We start from the raw sequence: 17,266 nt of genomic DNA on the forward strand, positions 1-17,266 counted from the left end.
CGCAGATTCTCCTAATCCCTAATGCCTTCGGCTCGTTCCCGCGCAATCTGCATCGCCGCGTAATCTACGTCGCCGCACCAGGCAAAGGTGTCGATGACCGGTGCATGGGGCTGTCGCTAGCCCGCGATCAGCGGCTCGCTGGTCGGGATAAGGAACGGCATCAGCAAACTTTGCTTCCCTATGGTTGAGTGCTAGAAGGCGAGGGCGCTGCGAAAAGGGCAGGGCCGGGACTGCTAATCCCGCAAATGGCCAAGGAAGCTCGGGAAACTCTGTTTTCCGGGATGCCGCCGTGCATGTCCAAACCTTCGGGTGAAAGACGGCGGCGCATGTCATTTGCGTGTTAGCAGTCCCGGCGGCTCCCGCGTCCAGTGCGCGGGAGTTCGGGATCGTCACCGCATCCGCCTCGGCACTTCCGCCTCATCCGCCATGGATGCGGGATGGAGATTCCCATGCACGAAAGCCGTGGAGACGATGCACCTTCCCTATCGGGCCGTACGGGCGATCACGTCACTGTCGAGGAATTCGAAAAGCTGCGACAGCGCGTTCCGCCGCGCGTCATGCATCTATGTCCCCACGACCGAATAGCGATCGAGCGCACGACGCGGATATTATGTGCCTGTCTCGATGACGGGCAGGAACGTGCGTTCGGGTACGGCTCGCTCTACTGGCTCATGCTCGTGGGCGACAACGCCGATCCGCAAAAGATCGACAAGCACCAACTTGAACTCTCCAAATTCGAACTCTGGGCATTCGTCGATCCCGAGTTCAATAAGGGAAGGGCACGCCATCTGGATGAGGCCCGACATATCATTAAAGCGGAAGTGGATCACCTGGCGACGATCACGTTGTCCATCTTCACCATCGATGAGCCCAAACGGTTCCGCGTTGAAGACAACCACTTCCTGACGGATCGCTATGACACGGGCATCGTTCTCTACGACCGCGCAATGGATGGACCGCGGGAGCCAAAGGCGCAGGCGCGTTTTGACAGGATTACGGCCGCTGCCATGAGGCTGCCCGAACCGCAGCATTCTGCCTTCGCCTGGTACCGGCGCCATGGGCTGGGCACGGTCAAGGGACTGGCGAAGTGCACACGCAGCTCAGCTAAAGAAGAGATGCACCTCGCTCAGGCCTTTGGGAAATTGCTCGGGTGCATCGGGGACGATGCCCTCCCGCATTCGCTTCGTCCCGGAGCGCGCAATCACCCATCCCGCAACCTCAACCTCTATCACCGCCCCCAGGACTTCGACCGGATTCTGGCGGTGTCTCATTACCGTCACGCCCTGTATTTCCTGGAGACAGCGGAGGAGACCCTGCCGAAATACGGGCTTGATGTCCTCGTCCGCCATGCCGCCTATTCTACCGAGTTTGGGCTCAAGGCGATCCTTTTGAAGGCAGGCTACCACGACCACTTGATCCGCCGGCAAATCGGCCTCGATCTCGAGCATGCCTTGCTGGACGCCTTGAGGAACGGGTTGCCCGAGCCCTCGCCAGATCTGATGCGGTTGATTGGCCCGCTCTCTCGCTATCACAGCCAGGGCAGAACCCCGGAGCTGGCGCGGGCCGTAGGGGCGGCGGTGCCGCCTGACGAGATTGTGGGGACGGTCTGCGCGTTGATCCGGTCCGTGGGGTTGGTGACAGGCTATGAAGGGTTACCCGCCGATACCGGTTGAGGAAGCGTTCTGCGAAAGGAAAGTCCCGGAGTGGACCGCGCGCCGCACTGCATTGAAATGCACCGCCCAAGGTCCCGAATTACCGAGGATGTGAAGGGCTCCTCGACGGGAGAACCCTGCTGGCAGCTTCGTGGCATGTCGCAAGCCGTAGCCGGCAGTGATGAAACGGCAATGCATGTCGCACATGCCGCTCTCGTCCGCATGCGCATGTGGCAAGCGCGAGATCATCACGATAGGAGTGTCCTGCAGGAGGGCGCCCCGATTGATGCCTCAGTTCAAAGATATATTTCGATTCAACACGCATAGTGCTTTGTTGGCGATGCCAGGGTTCGCCCTGTTGCTTGTGGGCGGTGTGAGTGCCGGCGCCGCGATGCCGGCCTCCATCGCAGCGGGTGCGGCGTTCTCGGTCGGCTTCGGGGCGACCAAGCGAGTGTTTCATAATCGATGGGCCGCGATGACGCTGGCTGGAATCGGCATGACACTTGTCGCCTTTATCGGCACGATCCTTGGCAACGATCCATATGTGACACTGGCGGCGACAGCCCTAATGGGAGGCCTTTGCGGTGCGTTGATCAGCCGCGACATCGATTTGTGGTGGGTCTGGCTCCAGATCATCATTGCCTTTCTGCTGGCGCTGCACTTCCCCGGAAGCGTGCTCGATGGTCTGCGCCGGGCTGTGTTGGTGGCGGGTGGGTCTGCGATCCAGATCGCAGCGGTCGGATTGATGGTGGGAGTGATCGGCGAGGGAAAAGAAATTCCGGCAGCGCGCAGCGATCGGGCGACCCGACAGGAAATGCTGCTCCACGCGCTTCGAGCGGCGCTGTGTATCACCATCGCAAAAGTCGCCGCGGACAAGGCAGGTGTCGAGCATGGCTACTGGGCTGCCCTGACCGCTATGGTCGTTCTCAAGCCGGGGCTACGCGATACCGGTGTACGTGGCATCGAGCGAATTGGCGGCACGGTCGCCGGCATTGTTCTTGCGACGATAGTGCTGCATCTGCTGGCTGCGGTACCGCTTCCGCTGGCGGGTGCTGCTGTGTTGTCCGCTGGTTGTGCGTTCGGGTTCCAGAAAGCGCGTTACGCGGTTCTGAGCGCGGCCATCACCATGAGCGTCATATTGATGATCGCGCTGGCGGGCGGAGAGATCAAAGGCGCGGAAACCGACCGATTGCTCGCAACGCTGATCGGTGGCGCTGTCGCCCTGGCCGGGGCAATGATCGCACCGCGCCGATTGCCGGGTCAGCGCAACGCCGATGACAACGAATGAATCTGCTGCAAATTCATGCGATCACCATTCGAGCGGGGCGGTCGCGCTCTGGCCATACCCGCTCCCATAAGGAAGGCCGCAGCGTTTAACCAAGAACGGCAAACCGCTGCAGTCTCAGGCTGACAGTGCCGGTCCTGGTGCGTCGGCGATACGGGACACTGCAACGAGCCCGCCATCGCAGAAATCGATCGCAGCCTCAGCTCCTTGCCAAGCGCAGTAAGGCCAGCCAGCTTACAGTCACGTCCAGAAGATTCTCCCTGGCGATCCTGTCGATGCCGGAAATGCCCAGCAGCGCGCGAACCTGATCGAGCGAGACCCAAGATCGCGGGCGCGCCGGAGGAAGGACAGCCGACCCATAGTTCGCCCATGGTGCCGAGTTGGACATAGGGCTTGCTTTGCGTCCTGTAGGGATTGCTGTGCAGAACTGCCGCCCGATATAGGTGGCATCGATTGCTAAGTGCCCACGTCCTTCATTCTCCCACATACCGACACAAGGTGCGCGCCTTGGAATGCCCGGTATGCCCAACCACAGCGTTGGGAAGCTGTACGGCTTCAGGATAGCGTTTCAACGCTCCTATCGACCGCAGTGGAGAGAATAACGGCTGTATCCTGCCAGGCGGCAGCCCCTCTTTCGGGGGCCTGGCAGGGCGTAACAACATCCATGACGCGGCTTGTGGCCCAAGATCGGCCGCCACGCACCGAAGCCGAAATGCCTCGGATCGGAACGAGAAAGACTGTAAGAACGGCCTTGTCGAGGCCCAGGAAAGAGATCGCCTGCTTTGAGCTGAAAGAGAACTTTCTTTCCGCCTTGCATAGGCTTGTGCCTCAAGGCATCCCATTAGGGGGATCAGGCTGAGGGCGGCGTACCCTGACAATGCTGCACAGCCCCCGCAGCGGTGATGAGAAAGGCTTCATCGCTAAAACGGACGGAAGGCAGGATGATGGATCAGCGTGTCACAGATCTTTGGAATCGCCTCATGGCTTACAATGAGGGCGACGCTATTCCGCTTGCCGCATTCCGTGACGAGGTTCTGCAGTTGCACGAGGCCATCACCGATGAGGAGAGCCGAATTGGCCTCATGCGGATCTTCAATCTTGTCTGTGACTTAGTGGCGGTGCATCTCGAAGAAACGGGGGGCGATCTCCACGCTTTTGCCGCTCATCGGCAAAGCCAGATTTGGATGTTCTTGCGGGCCGAAAGCCTTCTCGATGGCGTGCTGGACCGTAGCCGACTTCGTGATGTGACCGGGCGTGAGGTGCAGGCCGGTCGCATGACGCCGGACGATCCGCTGCGACTGTACGCCCTGGGCGATGATTCGGCTTTCGCCGAGTTCTTGGAAGCGCCGTCAGCGCAGCCGACGCGCCACTAGGACGGAACACCGGCCTGCGGGCTCGCAGCAAGAAACAGCGCAGCGAGCGGCGCAAAGCTGGCGCCGATAAACCACGACGCAGTCGCTTTTCTGCCTGCGCCGGTGTAACGATGCTTGGGTGAAAGCTGCTATTCACCGGCCTTGAGGACTGTCCGAAGGAAAGGCCGAGGAGGATGAATCCGAGGATTATGTAGATGCACTCACCTGCGCTGCCTTGGCTGAAAAGCTGGGGAGCAAATCCACTGCGCGCCGCAATCATCCCAGTCGAGCAGCCCAATCGGATGGACGCTGGACCCTCCTTGCGTTCCTTCTCGCCTGGGCGATCGTTGTGCTGACAATCGGTGGGGCGATCTGTATTATCTCAACGTCAATATGATGCCGATGCCCGCGAGCATATGAGCACCATGTTCGGGCATTGATGGAACCGATGGCGAGCAGCCGAAATAACGCCAGCAAAATACCTGTGGTGTCTAGTTGCTCCCCAACAGTAAGACGGTGCTCCCGATAAAACGATCGGGGCCATTTGGTCATCCTGTCGGTACCGGCATCAAGTATCTGCAGTGCTCTGCGACGCGGCGGTGCCGGAAATGCCTGCTTTTGCGAGATCTGGATTTTGCGCGACCTGTTGGTCGACGCCGTCCTGGGCGCCCTCTTTCGCCGCCTGCTTGACCGATTTTTCGAACATGCGCTTCAGCACCCAACCGACCGCGAAAGTCACCGTCGCGGTGACAACGGCGCGAGCTGCGGTATCCTCGAGCGAGCGAAAGAGCTGTTTGCGGCGCTGGCGTCCATTCTGACCGGCAATGAGGTCGGCTACTTTCTCTCGTTTGCGCATTCGATCACCTCCTGGTTTCGGTCGTAGTATGCGTAACGCACGAAAAGGGAGAAGGGTGGCCGAGATAAAAGAACAGCCGGCTGGCAGATGATCCGAGCGCCCTTCAGGGCGATGCCGGGGAAAATCCTGAGGACTACAGTCCGCCCGCGAAAATGGTTCTCAGAGCCTGTCTTGAATCTCATGCGTAACGAGCGATGCGCCTGATGAGGACGACGGCGGCAGCTGCATATAGAAGTGCAGTTGCGGATTTGATGGTTCGCTCGAAGTCCTTTGCCAAGCGTCGATTTCGATTGAGCCATGCGAAGGTTCGTTCAACCACCCATCGTCTGGGATGGACGACGAACCCGGTCTGGTCGGCGAATTTCCGAACGATCTCTATCGTGATGGATGTGGCTTCCCGGACGCGATCGCTGTTGTAGGCGCTGTCGGCATAGGCATGCTCGACCAAGGGGTGCCGCTGGCGTGACTGCCTGAGCAAAGGCACTGCGCCGTCTCGGTCCTGCACGTCAGCGCCATGGACCAGCAGTTCGAGTGCACGACCATCGGTATCGACCATGGCGTGGCGTTTACGGCCCATGATCTTTTTCCCTGCGTCATAGCCGCGCGGTCCACCCGCTTCAGTGGTCTTCACGCTCTGGCTGTCGATGGCCGCCGCTGACGGCATCGGTTCTCGCCCCGTTCGGACACGGTCGATCTGGACAAGATGGTGGTTGAGACTTTCGAATGTCCCATCGTCACGCAGAGCGCAGAACCAGCGATAGACCGTGCGCCATGGCGGAAAGCTGTCGGGCAAAAGCCGCCAAGGACAACCTGCCCGCAGCAAATAGAAAATGGCCTCGATAATCTCTCGCATCGGCCAACGCCGTCGCCGTCCGCATTGGCACGGCGCGGGCAAATACGGCTCAATTAAACGCCATTCTGCATCGGTAAGATCGCTTTCATAGCGAAGCTGTGCGCGGCTATGATGCGCGCGGGCGGTCGGGTTCCACATGATGGTTTCCAAAGTGGGTGTCGCAACCCCTCGGAATCATATCGAAACTCGGCCGTCCACCGTTACGTCAGCGTTCTGACACAGCCTCTCAGAGGCGTAGCAGGTTTTCAGCCGGCCAGCCTCGTCACTCGCCGGTTTGGGCATCTGGAGCGGCAATCTGCTTGGATACTGGTGCTTCACCTTGGCGGAAGAATAGGGAAAGTATGAGTAGGACCGCGGTCGAGAGAAATTCGCTCTCCCAGTTTTCGAAGACCCTTCGGCAAGCTTTTTACAGGCGACGCCAATTGACGAGGAAGTCTGGGAAGCGGTTGAGCAGCTTTTACGGGCAGTCCGACGATCAGGTATCACGAGGCGGGATACACCTTTCCCTCTGTCGCGTTCGCCTTGATCATTCATCCCATGGAAGGAGAGATGTCATGGCACAGACCGATATTGCCACGGACGAAACCAATCGGCTAATCGCCTCGAACAAGGTTGAGGGCACCACCGTCTACAACGCCCAGCGCGAAAAGCTCGGCTCTATCTACAATTTCATGGTCGAAAAGCGCTCGGGCAAGGTGGAATATGCCGTACTTCAGTTCGGCGGCCTGTTCGGGCTGGGGAGCGATTATTATCCGCTACCCTGGGACGTGCTGACCTATGATACCGATCAGGGAGGCTATGTCGTCAATCTCGACAAGAGCGTGCTGGAACAGGCGCCCCGCTATGCAGGCGACAGCGAGCCGGCTTTCGATCGCAACTACGGGCGAGAGGTATATGGCCATTACGGCGTCGACTACCCCTATTGATCGGACAGAAGTGGCCGGCCCGTAGGGCCGGCTACTTTTTCGCGCTTATGACGACTTGTCGCTGAGCGCCTCGCCACCTTCCTCCTCTTCCAGCAGAACGGCTGCCGATCCGGCTGCAGACAGACGTACCTGATTGCCTTCGACAGCGGCCACCAATCCTCCTGAAAAATAATGGTGATGATCGGAGTGCGAGCCGCTGTCGGCTTTCGTCATCTTGATCCGATCGCCCTCGACCTTGTCGACAGTGCCGATATGGACGCCATCTGCGCCGATGATCTCCATATGCTCCTTGATTTGGCTCAGGTCCGTCATCTCAGTTCCTTTCATCTGGTGAAATTTCTGTACCCATTTGCCAGGCCGGGCTCGATTTTCCCGTCGCCGGGCAGTTGGTTTGCGCTATGTCCCGTCGAGCGGCAGAAGCGATCTAGCCGTTCACAATGATCCCGCCATTTGGATGGAGCACCTGCCCGGACATGTAGCTGGAATCCTCGCAGGCGAGAAACAGGAAGGCCGGGGCGACTTCATTGGGCTGGCCCGGCCGACCCATGGGCGTGCTCTCGCCAAAATGCTCCAGCTTCTCAGGTTTTGCGCCGCCGCATGGGTTGAGCGGGGTCCAGATCGGTCCCCGGTGCGACCGCATTCACGCGAATGCCATCGCCGACCAGATTTTCCGACAATGACCGAGTAAAGGCCGTGATCGCACCCTTGGTCGAGCTATAGTCGAGCAGATCCTTGCTGCCCTGGTACATGGTGACGCTCGTGCAGTTGACGATCGCCGCGCCCGGCTTGAGGTGCGGGCGCGCGGCGTGCGTCAGGAAGAACATGCCAAAGATATTGGTCTGGAAGGTTCGGCGCAGCTGTTCCTCGGTTATGTCCGTGATGTCCTCATCGGGATGCTGCTCGCCGGCATTGTTGACGAGAATGTCGATCCTGCCGAATGCATCGAGCGTCTTGCGTACGATCTCCTCGCTGAAATCCTTCTCGCCGATATCGCCGCGGATGGTGATCGCCTTGCGTCCTTCGGCCTCGACGATCCGCTTCGTTTCGGCGGCATCGTCGTCCTCGAGCAGATAGACTATGGCGATGTCAGCGCCTTCACGGGCATAAAGTGCCGCCACGGCGCGCCCGATGCCACTGTCGGCGCCGGTGATGATCGCAACCTTGTCCTTGAGACGCTCAGCCCCCTTATAGCGAGGCTGCCACTCGGGCTTTGGCTCGAGTTTGCTTTCATGCCCGGGAAGCGCATCTTCGTGGATCATCTGGGCGGTCTCGGTCATTGCGGCATCTCCTTTGGAGACAGAACCCTTTTCTTGCCGATGAGTTCTCCTGTCAGTGAACGGATGATCGCACGCCTGCGTCAGTCGACACCAAAGGAGACGATTGATGGCACTCAAGGCCCTGGCTCTCAATTGCACCCTTAAGAGCAACGCGAAGGAAGCCAGCTCAACCGACACCATGATCGCGGTGTTGAAACAGGCATTTTCCGACTGTCAGGTTACGATTACCGAGACAGTGCGGGCGGCAGCGCTCGATATCAGAGCCGGAGTAACATCCGACGAAGGGGACGGCGATGCCTGGCCTGCGCTGCGCGAGAAAATACTGGCGCACGACATCCTCGTCTTCGGCGGCCCGATCTGGATGGGGCAGATATCCAGCGTCGCCAAGCGCGTGCTCGAACGGATGGACGCGTTTCTCTCGGAGACGGACGATCAGGGCCGCATGCCCAGCTATGGAAAAGTCGCGGTGGCGGCGATCGTTGGCAACGAGGACGGCGCGCATTTTTCATCCGCCCAGCTTTTCCAGGCCCTGAACGATGTAGGCTGGACCATTCCAGCGGTCGCGGCATGCTACTGGGTCGGCGAGGCGATGGGGTCCACGGATTTCAAGGATTTGGCGACGACGCCGGAAAAGGTGACGGAAACTGCAAAGATGGTGGCTGGCAACGCCGCCCATCTGGCCGGCTTGCTGCAGAAAAATCCCTATCCCGGCTGAGCCAAAATTCTCGTTCTGATCAGCTTCCAGGGAGAAAGCTTTCGTGAAAGATACAGGATGGATTGCCGCAGGGGAGTTCGTCCGGCATCCGTCAATGGTCGGCTCGGCCTTTCCCGCAAGCGCCCGAATGGTGCGCCGTATGCTGGCCCCGTTGAACTGGTCTAACATCGAGGTTCTCGTGGAATACGGGCCGGGCAGCGGCAGATTTACCTTCGAAATGCTCAGGCGCATGCATTCGAAGCGCGCGTCGATCTGGCGAAGATCGCGCCAAAGCGCGATTTCTGACCACCAAGAAATTGCGGCGAGCCGATCGAAACAGATCGGGACGAATTGGCTGCTGCCGCGTTCAAGGGATTGGCGGTGGCAACCGACAAGGAGAAGGATCATGCCTCGCGGAGACAAGTCGAGCTACACCGACAAGCAGAAGCGCAAGGCCGAGCATATCGAAGAGGGCTATGAGGATCGCGGCGTAGGCAAGGAGGAGGCAGAGAGGCGCGCCTGGGCGACGGTCAACAAGGAGTCCGGCGGCGGAAAGAAATCTGGCTCTGGCCGCGGCAAGAAAGAAAACCACGAAAGTTCGCGCAAAGGTGGCCGCAAGGGCGGATCGAGTCAGAGCGCGGAAAAGCGCTCTGCGGCCGCGAAAAAGGGCTGGGAAACCCGCCGACGCAAAGGAAATGCCTGATGTCGACCCACAAGATGATGGCGCTGCACACGAATGTGAGTGGCGTGCATGACGCTGGGGTGTCCTGGTGACGCACTGCAAATCTTAATTTTCGGGATAGGCGTGTATGACGGAATGGATCACAGATATTGTCGAGCGGATGGGGTACTGGGCCATCGGCCTGCTCATGCTGCTTGAGAATGTCTTTCCTCCCATACCCTCTGAAGTGATCATGCCCCTGGCCGGCTACACTGCCGCCGACGGCGGCCTCAACATCATACTTGTCATCATATGCGGCACGATAGGGACGGTCACTGGCGCCGCCTTCTGGTGGTGGCTGGCAGGAAAATGTGGTGAACGGCGATTGAAAAAGCTGGCTGACCGCCACGGACGCTGGCTTACCTTGTCGGCTAACGAAATCGACCACGTTGATGCTTGGTTTGATCGGCACGGTTCCTGGGCCATTCCCGTCGCTCACATCATTCCTGGTCTGCGCACGCTGATCTCGATTCCGGCTGGCGTGTTCGGCACTCCTTTTCCAAGGTTTCTCATCTTGACCACGCTGGGATCGGCTGTGTGGAACAGCCTTCTTGCAGGAGCCGGATACTTCCTCGGCCGACAATTTTCGGCCGTCGATCGTTATCTTGGGCCTGCTGGCCTCACGATCATGGCAGCAGTGCTGCTGTACTACGTTTATCGCGTCATCACCTTTAAGCCGAGTGTCGAAAATGCTTGAGGACGATCTCTCCGTCACCCTCATGAGGCTCGGGCTCGCGACGCTTCTGGGCCTCGTGCTGGGGTTCGAACGCGAACGCCACGGCCATGATGCAGGCCTGCGAACACATGGTCTAGTCGCGCTGAGCTCAGGGATGCTTACCTTGTCTGCCCTGGAACTCGTGGAACACCATGGGGAGGGCGACCCTGTTCGCGTCATACAAGGGCTTGCACAAGCTATCGGCTTTATCGCCGGAGGCTTGATCTTTGTGCGCGGGGGCGATGTACGAAACATGACAACGGCGGCCAGTCTCTGGATGGCTGCGGCTGTCGGCATAACCGCCGGTGCTGGGCAGTATATTCTTGTGCTGGCAGGTACGGCCCTCGCCGTCCTACTCCTGGTCGCTGCGACCTTCGTTGAACGCATGCTCCCAAAAAATGGCGGATCGCCAGATAGCCAGAAATCGGTGCAGATGCCGAACCGGCGTGGCTCTGTCGTTCCCTCTCCTCCACCCGGTCAGCTTGGCGAGGAGGAAAAGTAGAGCCGCCTTGAGGAGCACCATAGCACAAGGCTTCGAGCCCTGACTGGGTTTCGCCCCCTGGAATCCGACCTAATGCAGGTACATGGAATTGGTCATAACGCGAGCGATGCCACGGCAGCGTGCGCCACACGCGGCCCAGAACCCACCCATAAATCGGCCAGGACGGCAGGGCTAACGGCCAGCCCGTGCTGCCGGTTAAGAGGAGTCCTTAGGAGCAGACTGTGCAGTTCGGGCCCGCAGGGCCCGCTGCTATATGGCGGGAAAGCTACATTTCCGCCTCCATCTGGCCAATTTCCGCAGAAACGCATGCGGGGCTTCGACGAAGGGCCTACAGCGCCCTTGCGTCGTCGTCAGATGACGTGGGGCTCGGATAGGGCATGATCAGCTTTCCGTCAGGGGCGGCGGTGAACGTCGTTTGCGTGGGATAAGGAATGGAAATCCCCTCCTGGGCGAACCTTTGCACGACCGCCACCATCAGCCGGTCGCGCAGCGGATGCGCCACGCCCCAGTCCTTGCCCGGCACGTCGACCAGCAGGCTGAAATCGAGCGAACTAGCGCCGAAGCTCTCGAACCCGGCCCTTGCCGCCTTACCGCCTTCCGCCTCGACAAGTTCGGTCAGGATGCCGGGAATGCGCGCGAGCGTCTCGGGCGGGGTCTCGTAGGCGACGCCGATGGTGAACGGCAAACGGATATGATCACGCCCGCTGACGTTCAGGATTTCCTTGTCGAGCAGGTTCTTGTTGGAGATGATCCGCAGTTCGCCCGTATAGGCGCGGATGCGCGTGGACTTGAGACCGATCGCCTCGATCGTGCCCGACGAATTGTCGAAGCTGATCTGGTCGCCCTTGGAAAACGGTCGGTCGAAGATGATCGCCAGCGCGGCGAACAGGTCGGCGAAGATACCCTGCGCAGCCAGACCTATGGCGATACCGCCGACGCCCAGACCCGCGACGAGGCCGGTAACGTTTACGCCGATGTTGTCGAGCAGCACCACGGCCGCCACCGCGAAGACCACCACGCTGACCAACAGGCGGATGAGGCCCATGGCATTAATGATCGCCTCGCCCTTGAAATGCTCGGCCGAGGTCTTGTGCTCTATCGCGCCGAGGATGAACTCGCGCGCCCAGATCGCGCCTTGCATCACCGCAGCCAGGGTGAACAGGAACGTTACCAGCTTGTCGAGCATCGGAGGCGTCTGCGCGTATCCGTCCACCGCACGGATGGCGACCATGATGATGAAGTAGTTGGTGGTCTTGGTGATGGCCCGGCCGACGATGGTACGCCAGTCGCCCCGCCCGCGCTCCTTTCGGCACAGACGCGCGCCAAGCCCGCGCAGGGCGTAGAGCGCGGAGACGATGGCGACGGCGATGGCCAATGCGATGATGATCTGCAGCCAGTACGCCTGGAACCACGAAACCGTCGATCGCGACAGGTCGCGAATTTGCGTGGATACGTCCGGGATGGCGGTTCTTGCGAGAGCTGGGGAAGTTGCAGCGGGCGTGGCTGCGGCGATAATCTGGATTACGCTCATCGTATGCACATGATCCTGCGTCTGTGGCGCGGTTGCGGATGGCGACCCGAACCGGCGGATTGGCGACGCTTGCACGACAGGCGCGCAAAGTGTCGGCGCGGGCCTCTAAAATGGACTGACCCCGAGTTTGTTCCCGTATCGAGTGATGAAGTCCCTCACGCTTTCGGGAATGCGACCGTAGCGGCGGCGATTGGCCTAATCTTGAACATCGTCAGCGCCCTACCGCTATCATCACCACGGGCACACGAGCATCACGATCATGATCATGGGCACCGTGACCATCGTCATGGATGAGCGCAAACGACAACTACCTGCGTTCGGCCTATCTGCCTGTTCTGGGCGGCGCACTAACGTCGATGAGGGAGATCGTCACGCTGCTGGCGAGGCATTGCCGGGGCTCGACGGTCCTCAACCCGCTGATGAATGTAATCGATTCGGTGGTCGTCGCGCGCCGCCGACGGGGAGAAAAGCCCGCAATGCCGAGCGGGATCCCTGGAATCGTCACCGGCTCGTACTCAGAGTCTGGCGCCCAACCAAACCCTAAAAACTGTTGCTGTTATTTTCCCACAGGCTGGGTATGCGAAGGGCGATGCGAGAGAACACCTACAGTCTAAATCGAACTTTCGGTTTCGCAATCGCGATGATCGCCCTCATTGCGCTCGTCGGCAGCGGAGGCGTCCTTATCACCTTGTCCCAATTGCATTCTGCGACGGCGTCGCGCTTCCGCTCTTCGCAGATCATTGTCGGACTGAGCGCCATCAAGATCGAGATGCTCAACCAGGAGACCGGCGCGCGAGGCTATTTGCTGACCGGACGTCGGACAAGTCTGCAGCCCTATGAAGAGGGGCGACGCAACTTCGACCATAGTATCGCGGAGCTGAAGGTTCTGCTGGCCACGAACCAACCTCAGTTGGATGCGCTTGAAGAAGCCGAACAAGCGGCGCGAAACTGGCAGCGTCAGGTGGGCGCCGTCATCATCAGGGACATGGCCTATCCCACGGCGCGCGATCACGCCCGTTCGATCGAAGCAGACGGGCAGGGCAAGGCCATGTTCGACACCTTCCGCGCACGGCTCGCCACTATCGAACAGCGCGAACAGGATTCGCTGGTTGTCCAGACCCGCCTGGTTGCGCGCGCGGAAGAAACCGCGCGGTTCACCCTGTGGGCTTCGTTGGTCCTGACATTGTTGATCAGTCTGGGGGTCGCAGTAGCCCTCAGCCGGTACATAGCCCGTCCCCTTGTGGGTTTGGCGGAAACGATGCGGAGGCTTGTCGCGCGTGACACGTCGGTATCCATCCCAAGCCTCAACCACCGCAATGAGGTTGGCGCCATGGCGCGTGCCGTCGCGGTGTTCAAAGACAGCCTCATCGAACTCGACCGCACGTCGGTCCTGCGGGTGACCGCGGATACCATGCCGGCGATGATCGCTTATATCGAGGCGGACAGATCCATCGGCTTTCTGAATGAGGAGTTTGCGCGCCGCTTCAGCGTTACGGCGGAGGACGTAGCTCATGTTTCGGGCCGAAATCTGGATCAATTGTTTCCTCAAAAGACGTTCCCAGGCGCTGGCGACGAACTCCAGACGGCACTCAGCGGGGAGGAAGTTCGGTTTGCCTTCCAGCTGCCCGATGCCGCGTCGCCGAGGGATTTCGAGGGTTACTTCCGTCCCCACCGCGCCAATAGCGGCCGTATCCTTGGGGTCGTCGCGCTCTTTACCGATGTGACGGATCGAAAGGAAATCGACCAGAAGCTGCGGCATCAGGCTCATGATCTCCAGCGTTCCAATGCCGAGCTCGAGCAGTTCGCCTATGTCGCCTCACACGATCTCAAAGCGCCTCTTCGCGGGATCGAGAACCTGGCGAGCTGGATCGAGGAGGACCTGGGTGACAAGCTGGAGGGCGATACCCGAACGAACATGGATTTGCTGAAGAGCCGGGTACGTCGGCTCGAGAGTCTGCTTATTGATCTGCTCGCCTATTCGCGCGCCGGGCGCGACGACAATGTGATCCGGGAGGTTGATACGAGGGCGCTGGTCTCGGATCTTGCGGCCCTCATCAGCCCGCCGGAGGGCTTTCGGATCGAGGCGGACGCGAGTTTGCCTACGCTGGTAACCGCGCAAGCCGCGCTCACCCAGACGCTGCAGAACCTCATAGGAAACGCGGTAAAGCATCACCCGGATCCGGCCCATGGCCTTATCCAGGTTAAGGCGGCATCTGTGGGCAACATGTACGAGTTCACCGTCAGCGATAATGGGGCAGGGATACCCGAACAGTTCCGCGAACGGGTGTTCGGTATGTTCCAGACCCTCAAGCCAAGGGATGAAGTGGAAGGTAGCGGAATGGGGCTTGCGATTGTAAGGAAGCTCGTCGAACGGCAATCCGGACAGGTGTGGTTGAGCGAGAATGAGGCCCGCGGCCTCACCGTGCATTTCACCTGGCCCGCTATCTCCAAGGAATCTCGAGCATGAATCCAACCGTCAATCTGTTGCTCGTCGAAGATGACGAGGTCGATGTGCAAGGCCTAAAGCGCGCGTTCGCCAAAAGCCGGATCGCCAACCCGATCACAGTGGCTCGTGACGGCATCGAGGCACTGGAAGTGCTGCGGGGCGAAAACGGCCAGGAAAAGCTGCCCAAGCCTCACCTCATCCTGCTCGACCTCAACATGCCCCGGATGAACGGCATCGAATTCCTGGAAGCCATTCGGGCGGATGAGGAGCTGAAAGGCTCTGTGGTGTTCATGATCACCACCTCCAAGGCGGACGAGGACAAGGCGCGCGCCTATGGGCACAATGTCGCGGGCTACATCGTCAAGCAGGACCCGGCAAACACCTTTATGGAAGCCGTATCACTGCTTGAACATTATTGGAGAATCGTTGAGTTTCCGCGCTGACGATGCCGACCCAGACCCACATCCTCCTTATCGATGACGATGAAGTCGATCGCCAGGCCGTCCGGCGGGCGCTGTCGGCCTCTGACCTCACTTGGGTTCTGACGGAGGCAGCAAACGCTGCCGAAGGACTAGCGCTCGCAGGCGAGAAAGCCTTCGACTGCGTCCTGCTCGATTATCGCTTGCCCGATGCCGATGCCTTCGATGTGCTGGGGGCTTTGCTCGCTCCAAGGTGCGGTATCAATGCCGTTCTGATCCTTACCGGCGAGACCAACCCCGAGACGGCCCTCGATCTGATGCGAGCGGGGGCGCTCGATCATTTGAGCAAGGCGGAGCTCAACCCATCGGGCCTTGCGCGTGCAATCCGCTATGCCAAGGCAAGGCGCGCCTTTCTGGCGGAACTCGAGCAGGCGAAGCGGGAAGCCGAGGAAAAATCCCTCGCTCTCGATGCGCTCAATCGTCAGAAGGCCTTGCTGCTTTCGATCATCGCGCATGATCTGCGCAATCCCTTCCAGGCAATCATTGGTCTCTCGGACTCTTTGAGCCGGACCGCCGCGCAAAAGGATCCCGCGAAGGTTCAAATCCGTGCGCAGGCCGTGCAGGAGGCGGCAGTGCAGGCACACGCCCTGATGGAAAGCCTTTTCGACTGGGCACAGCTCCAGATGGATAGCGGCAATGTCGAACTCGAGATGGTCGATGTGGCTGCTATCGCACAGGAAGCGACGAGTGTGTGCCGCCACACGGCTGAAGAGAAGGGCGTATCGGTGTCATTCGATTGTGGCGGCGGGATGGTCCGTGCCCATCGCGACATGCTCGCGACGGTGCTGCGCAACCTGGTCGGCAATTCGATCAAGTTTACGCCAGCAGGGGGCGGCATCACCATCGCCTGCGAGAAAGGAACCGACGGGCGGTTCGTTATCCATGTTCGGGATTCCGGCGTAGGAATGTCGCAGCAGGCCATCGACAATCTCTTCCGCATCGATCGCCGCGTCACGACGCCAGGGACTGCGGGAGAGAAGGGGAGCGGGCTGGGACTACTGCTCTGCCGCGACCTTGTCGAACGGATGGGGGCAAGGATGGAAGTCGCCAGCAAAGTGGGCGAAGGAACCGCCTTTTCGCTAGTTTTCGAAGGCTTATCTAAGCAATAGCAGGAGCTTAGCCTCGTTACGCAGACAACATTTTGCTCACCGTGCGTAGCAAAACGGCGTGATCGACCGGTTTGGGCATGAAGATGGCGGACTGCGGCAGCGCGCCTCCATCAGGTGATATCGCGCCCGAGCACACGATTAGCGCGATTGGCGGATATGCATCATGGATATAGTTCGCGAGGCGCAGGCCGTCCATTGATCCGGGCATCTGAATGTCAGTCACGACAATGCGGATGGAAGGATGCGCTTTCAATAGTTCAAGTGCTTCGCCAGCATCGCCCGCTTCCTCCACCCGGAAGCCTGCATCCTCGAACAAATCCACCAAAACCATTCTGAGCAGCGGCTCATCATCAACGACCAGAATCTCCTCTCGGCAGATCGGATGGGCAGCGTCTTCCTTCATACCGCATAAAATCAAAATTCGGCGACATCGTTCCCGGTGGAAACAGAGTGTTAATCAGACAGTCGGCATTGCTCGAATAGTTCGCTGCGTGAAATAGTCACGCAAGGCTTTGCCGATCATGCGGCGAACCGGAATATCCCATGGCACGATCGCATAGTCCGCCGAGCGCCGGCAATCCTACTGGCACCTTCCTGCTTACCGGACATCTAACTTGCCTCTGCCCGACAGCATTTTGCAACGATTTCGCTTTGGTCGGGTTGGATGAGACATGCCCGGCGATTTTACCGACTCCAGGAACGGCAAATGAGTTTGCCCCCTCGTCAGTCGGGCCGCATCGCCGCCAGGGCCCATCACTCGCCCGCGGCTGCTATCCTTAGGAAGTTTGAACCGTTCTTCGTTATCGGCTGTCCGTCGTCGAAACATTTGGCACAGATGGGATCGTGGATTAGCGGAGAGCGGGCCTCG

Annotated in this window: 16 protein-coding genes and 2 pseudogenes; 11 read left to right on the forward strand and 7 right to left on the reverse strand. The window is 59.7% G+C overall.

From position 1 onward, the window contains the following. The first annotated feature begins 449 nt into the window (after positions 1–449). The 3 genes from U0025_RS08375 (at position 450) to U0025_RS08385 (ending at position 4,310) form a co-directional block, all read left to right on the forward strand. On the forward strand, positions 450–1,673 hold the full coding sequence (locus U0025_RS08375) for a HEPN domain-containing protein (protein ID WP_004212621.1): 1,224 nt from the start codon (positions 450–452) through the stop codon (positions 1,671–1,673). Between the two features lie 265 nt (positions 1,674–1,938). Further along, complete coding sequence (locus U0025_RS08380) at positions 1,939–2,940, forward strand: FUSC family protein (protein WP_004212623.1); 1,002 nt, start codon at positions 1,939–1,941, stop codon at positions 2,938–2,940. A 938-nt stretch (positions 2,941–3,878) separates the two neighbouring features. Continuing rightward, the gene (locus U0025_RS08385) at positions 3,879–4,310 is read left to right on the forward strand and encodes a hypothetical protein (RefSeq protein WP_234415533.1); all 432 of its coding nucleotides are present in this window, start codon (positions 3,879–3,881) and stop codon (positions 4,308–4,310) included. 547 nt (positions 4,311–4,857) lie between these two features. Here U0025_RS08385 and U0025_RS08390 read toward each other — a convergent pair. The 3 genes and pseudogenes from U0025_RS08390 to U0025_RS08400 all read right to left on the reverse strand — a co-directional run. Continuing rightward, entirely contained in the window at positions 4,858–5,145 is a 288-nt protein-coding gene (locus U0025_RS08390) for a hypothetical protein (protein WP_004212625.1), read from the reverse strand. 178 nt (positions 5,146–5,323) lie between these two features. Further along, positions 5,324–6,136, reverse strand: coding sequence for an IS5 family transposase (locus tag U0025_RS08395; protein ID WP_004212626.1), 813 nt, complete (start codon positions 6,134–6,136; stop codon positions 5,324–5,326). Positions 6,137–6,260: 124 nt separating this feature from the next. Continuing rightward, positions 6,261–6,380, reverse strand: a pseudogene (locus tag U0025_RS08400) (DUF6766 family protein); the annotation flags it as partial. A gap of 172 nt (positions 6,381–6,552) precedes the next feature. On the opposite strand from U0025_RS08400, the gene U0025_RS08405 reads away from it, so the two are divergent. Beyond that, positions 6,553–6,924 carry a PRC-barrel domain-containing protein gene (locus U0025_RS08405; RefSeq protein WP_004212627.1) on the forward strand — a complete coding sequence of 124 codons (372 nt, stop codon included), beginning with the start codon at positions 6,553–6,555 and terminating at the stop codon, positions 6,922–6,924. Positions 6,925–6,969: 45 nt separating this feature from the next. On the opposite strand, the gene U0025_RS08410 is transcribed toward U0025_RS08405, so the two are convergent. Both U0025_RS08410 and U0025_RS08415 read right to left on the reverse strand, forming a co-directional pair. Further along, a complete protein-coding gene (locus U0025_RS08410; protein WP_004212628.1) occupies positions 6,970–7,236 on the reverse strand; it encodes a DUF2171 domain-containing protein in 267 nt (88 codons plus the stop codon). Positions 7,237–7,348: 112 nt separating this feature from the next. Then, positions 7,349–8,201: pseudogene (locus tag U0025_RS08415) on the reverse strand (SDR family oxidoreductase). 106 nt (positions 8,202–8,307) lie between these two features. Here U0025_RS08415 and U0025_RS08420 point away from each other — a divergent pair. The 4 genes from U0025_RS08420 (at position 8,308) to U0025_RS08435 (ending at position 10,833) form a co-directional block, all read left to right on the forward strand. Further along, positions 8,308–8,916, forward strand: coding sequence for a flavodoxin family protein (locus tag U0025_RS08420; protein WP_004212632.1), 609 nt, complete (start codon positions 8,308–8,310; stop codon positions 8,914–8,916). A gap of 385 nt (positions 8,917–9,301) precedes the next feature. Next, positions 9,302–9,598 carry a hypothetical protein gene (locus tag U0025_RS08425; protein WP_004212633.1) on the forward strand — a complete coding sequence of 99 codons (297 nt, stop codon included), beginning with the start codon at positions 9,302–9,304 and terminating at the stop codon, positions 9,596–9,598. A 106-nt stretch (positions 9,599–9,704) separates the two neighbouring features. After that, positions 9,705–10,313: a DedA family protein gene (locus tag U0025_RS08430; protein ID WP_004212634.1), complete on the forward strand. Its 609-nt coding sequence runs from the start codon at positions 9,705–9,707 to the stop codon at positions 10,311–10,313. Further along, positions 10,306–10,833, forward strand: coding sequence for an MgtC/SapB family protein (locus tag U0025_RS08435; protein WP_037491505.1), 528 nt, complete (start codon positions 10,306–10,308; stop codon positions 10,831–10,833). The genes U0025_RS08430 and U0025_RS08435 overlap by 8 nt, the downstream gene beginning before the upstream one ends. Before the next feature lie 328 nt (positions 10,834–11,161). On the opposite strand, the gene U0025_RS08440 is transcribed toward U0025_RS08435, so the two are convergent. Then, positions 11,162–12,364, reverse strand: a complete 1,203-nt coding sequence (locus U0025_RS08440) for a mechanosensitive ion channel family protein (RefSeq protein ID WP_004212638.1) — start codon at positions 12,362–12,364, stop codon at positions 11,162–11,164. A 589-nt stretch (positions 12,365–12,953) separates the two neighbouring features. On the opposite strand from U0025_RS08440, the gene U0025_RS08445 reads away from it, so the two are divergent. The 3 genes from U0025_RS08445 to U0025_RS08455 are packed head-to-tail and all read left to right on the forward strand — an operon-like array spanning position 12,954 to position 16,398. Next, positions 12,954–14,831 (forward strand): sensor histidine kinase, encoded by a 1,878-nt coding sequence (locus tag U0025_RS08445; protein WP_169331143.1) that lies wholly within the window; start codon positions 12,954–12,956, stop codon positions 14,829–14,831. After that, positions 14,828–15,253 (forward strand): response regulator, encoded by a 426-nt coding sequence (locus U0025_RS08450; RefSeq protein WP_004212641.1) that lies wholly within the window; start codon positions 14,828–14,830, stop codon positions 15,251–15,253. Before U0025_RS08445 ends, U0025_RS08450 begins: the two co-directional genes overlap by 4 nt. A gap of 2 nt (positions 15,254–15,255) precedes the next feature. Beyond that, a complete protein-coding gene (locus U0025_RS08455) occupies positions 15,256–16,398 on the forward strand; it encodes a hybrid sensor histidine kinase/response regulator (protein WP_004212643.1) in 1,143 nt (380 codons plus the stop codon). A 16-nt stretch (positions 16,399–16,414) separates the two neighbouring features. Here U0025_RS08455 and U0025_RS08460 read toward each other — a convergent pair whose 3' ends face one another. Beyond that, a complete protein-coding gene (locus tag U0025_RS08460; RefSeq protein WP_004212645.1) occupies positions 16,415–16,801 on the reverse strand; it encodes a response regulator in 387 nt (128 codons plus the stop codon). Positions 16,802–17,266: the final 465 nt, after the last annotated feature.

The organism is Sphingobium yanoikuyae (assembly GCF_034424525.1).
Lineage (GTDB): Bacteria > Pseudomonadota > Alphaproteobacteria > Sphingomonadales > Sphingomonadaceae > Sphingobium > Sphingobium yanoikuyae.